At 65.0% G+C, this 3,435-nt stretch carries 2 protein-coding genes and 2 pseudogenes; all 4 read right to left on the bottom strand.

What is annotated here, in order from left to right; translation table 11 throughout:
- The coding region (locus tag VGH54_RS27995) for a PPE domain-containing protein (protein WP_331515400.1) at positions 1–235 on the bottom strand (235 nt) is incomplete at its 3' end.
- A 56-nt stretch (positions 236–291) separates the two neighbouring features.
- Positions 292–1,710, bottom strand: a complete 1,419-nt coding sequence (locus VGH54_RS28000) for a PPE family protein, SVP subgroup (RefSeq protein ID WP_331515402.1) — start codon at positions 1,708–1,710, stop codon at positions 292–294.
- Positions 1,711–2,457: 747 nt separating this feature from the next.
- Positions 2,458–2,679: pseudogene (locus tag VGH54_RS28005) on the bottom strand (DUF4436 family protein); the annotation flags it as partial.
- Positions 2,680–2,839: 160 nt separating this feature from the next.
- Positions 2,840–3,435 (bottom strand): annotated as a pseudogene (locus tag VGH54_RS28010) (hypothetical protein); the annotation flags it as partial.

The following is a 3,435-nucleotide window of genomic DNA, read 5'->3' on the forward strand; positions in this document are numbered from 1 at the left end:
CAGTCGCACTCAGCCATTCGACAAACGATGCGGCCGCGGCGTTCATCGCAGTCGACGACGGACCCGACCAGGCTGGTGACAGCTCCGACACCACCGACTGGTAGCCGCTGGCCGCGGTGTACAGCTCGTCGGCCAGCGCTACCCAGGCCTGCGCAGCGGCCAGCAGCGGCCCCGATCCCGGACCGGAATACATCCGGCCGGAGTTTATCTCCGGCGGATAGAACCCGAAATCCATTGCTGCGCATTCCTTTTCCAGACGACCGATGTGTCCGCCAGTTGGCGGTGGGTGTCTCAGCGTCCAAGCAGACGGTTCTTCTGCTCGGTGTATTCCTGGTCGCTCAGAATTCCTTCGTCGCGAAGGTTGGCGAACTCGCGCAACTCGGCGGCGACTCCGGTGACGACGGTCCGGGGCTTGCTCTGCAGCGCATCGTCGGTATCACCTTGTGTCGCAGCCTCACTGGGGCGGGACGTTTCCTTGGTGCGGGCCGCCGAGGCCGCGCCTTTGGGGGACTTGCCACCGCGACCGGCGCCGGTGCCAACCGTCCCGGCCATCGCCCGGCCGGCCATCCCCGCCAGCGCCATCTCGCTCAACGTGCTGCCCGAAGCGCCCGACATCGATTCACCGGCGACTGCGTTGGCGGCGGAGTCCGGTAGCGCCGGCAATGTCACCGCGGTCGGGCGTACCGCAGGCGTGGAGATGGTCCAGGTCGGCGGCACCGACAATCCGCCCACGGAGTTCGCCTCGGCCAGGCCGGCGGCGACGCTGGGCTTGGGTATGTGTGTGGCGCCCGGCGGCAGGTTCAGCAGCGGCGCAGGGAACGGCTTGACGGGCGCGGGTCCGTCACCCGGCCAGGCCTGTTCTGCGTTCCAGCCACTGACGATCTTGTCGGTGTGGGTACCAGTCAACGCGCCGACCACGTCGAACGGGAGGGCGACCACCCCGATGCTGCCGAGCGGGATGTCGGCCGCGAACGTCGCCAAGCCCGCCGGCAGGTCGACGAAAACAGAGATCAGGTTGGCGAGCGTGCTCAAGGGATCGGTGGCGGCGGGCGCCGCCGCCGCCGAAGCGCCCTGCAGCGCGTTCGGCACCGCGGCGAAAGCTTGCTGGATCGTGCTCTGCGCGTTACCGGCCGCCGTGCCGGTTGCTTGCGTGACTGCGGCTGACTGTCCGGCAGTCCCGCCGGGATTAGTGGTCTGTTGGGGTGGGCTGAACGGTGACAGCTGTGTCGCCGACGACGACGAGGCCGCGTAGCCATACATGGCTGCCACGTCCTGGGCCCACATCTGGCCGTATTGCGCTTCGTTGGCCGCGATCGCCTGGGTGTTTCTGCCGAACACGTTGGTCGCGATCAGCGTCATCAACTGGCTGCGGTTGGCCGTGACCATCGCCGGCGGCACCGTCGACGTGAACGCCGTTTGGTAGGCGGCGGCCGCGACCTTCGCTTGCGCGGCCGTTTCCTCGGCCTGCGCGGCGGTGGCCTGCAGCCACGAGACGTAGGTCGCCGCGGCGGCAGCCATCGACGCTGATGCGGGCCCGGACCACGGTCCGGTGGTCAGGCTCGAAACCACCGACTGATAGGAGCCGGCCGCCGAATGCAGTTCGGCGGCCAGCCCTTGCCAAGCCTGTGCGGCGGTGAGCATCGGCGCCACCCCCGGCCCGGTATACACCCGGAGGGAGTTGATCTCCGGCGGATAGGTCCCGAAATCCATTGCTCAGTAACCCCCTTCAGTGCACCGCGGGCGAATTGGCCGGTACGGTGGAGCAGTACGCTTCGACGCGATCTGCTTCGGGGTGAATGGTGCTATACACCAAGACTTTTGGCGCTGTTCGTTCCGGAGTTCTGCGAGCGCCCGCCTCGATCGTCGTGGGCGAGCCGGCGGTGTCGGCAGCGGTCCAGCTACCCGGCCAAGTCATCGCGTACGACATGACGAGCGGCCGCCGGCGACATTCGGGTTCGACGGTCGTGGAAAGCATTACCCCCTCTTTCCAAAGACGGTTCGGCTCGACGCCAGTCGGACGGCGCCAGATTTGTCGGTCCAGGGATCCCGCCGGCCCTATGTCTTGACCGTCCGGGCATCCCATTATGTTTCTTAACGCATGGCAAACAAAATCATAACGCCATCTGGACGCCTGCTCGCGGCAGCAATCACGTGCAATTCTCAGGCCGGTCACTCACGTTTCTCAGGTTCAGCGAATTGAGCGCCGTCGCACAAAGTCCCAGCTTTGCGCAACAACTGCTTTCACCCCACGGATCGATGGCCCCGACAGTTCGACTATTCTACGCAGCGGTTCCTGTGACTTAGCTGTACTCAACTTGTCAGGATGCTGGTACCCAGCCGCGTCATCGTCATTGAAGCCATCGAGTGAACGCCGAAAACGGTTGTCGCGCAGACGTATCTGGGCGTCGAAGGAGCGTCTGGCGTTCGAGCAGCGAATCGTGTTGTGTGGTCGGTGTCTCAGGACTTAGTTGTCGCTGGCCACCAGGCGCCAGTGTGGAGCAGCATCGAGACCACCAGAGCCACCAGCACCGACATGACGATGGTGAGATCGATCCAGCTTCCGAAGGAGGGCGATCCCGAAAGCGCGTTTCTCAGCGGTAGCACCGCAAACAGCATGGCGGCGTACCAGGTTGTCATCGGCGACTGAAACCTCCGCGGGTCGCGAACGGTCTGGACTGCATGCGGGCGATGGCGTCCCATGATGGATTCTTAACGATGTGCGGTCAGAATCATGACGCTATATTGACGGCAGTTATGGTCGACGCCACAGCCGTTTAGAAACGGATCACCGTATTTCGCAAACCCCTGGGGAAAACAGTGGCGAGTTCCGGGTTTCTTTTCAGCCAGTTCTTGCTTGGCGGGTGACGTCGACGTCTTGCTGAGGTTGAGCTGGTTGGTCGACATCGCCGACCGGCTCCGGGCCCACGACGACGTGCTTGGGTGGCAATCCCTTGCGCAGGGTGGCCACCAGATCGCGGTAGGGCCCGACGAGGTAAACGGTGTCGCCGCCGCGAAGTCGCCCTTCGTGATGGGGGCGCAGATCGATCGGGGCGTCTTCCCGGCAGATCGCGATCACGCGTGTTCTGCTCGACAATTTCCCCATTTGCAGCCCGTCGAGTTCACTGCCCTCGGCCACCAGCATCGCACCGACCATGAACGAACTCTGGCCGATCGAGAAGGTGCCCAGCACCTCCACGCCCATCGCGGCGCCGATGAACCACGGTGCGGCCAGCGCGACAGAGGAGCGGACGTTCTCGAAGTGGAACCGTTGGGCGACCGCCAGGCCCAGCGCGCGGTCGTATACCCGGAGCACCACCGAGACGTCGGCGCGCCCGTTGGCCTTGGGCACCACGCGCGGTCCCAGCATCTCGGCCAGCACGATCCCGGTTTCGATGTTGATCATGTCGTCACGGGTCAGCACCGCCACCGCGCGGG

This window comes from Mycobacterium sp. (assembly GCF_036488105.1).
GTDB lineage: Bacteria > Actinomycetota > Actinomycetes > Mycobacteriales > Mycobacteriaceae > Mycobacterium.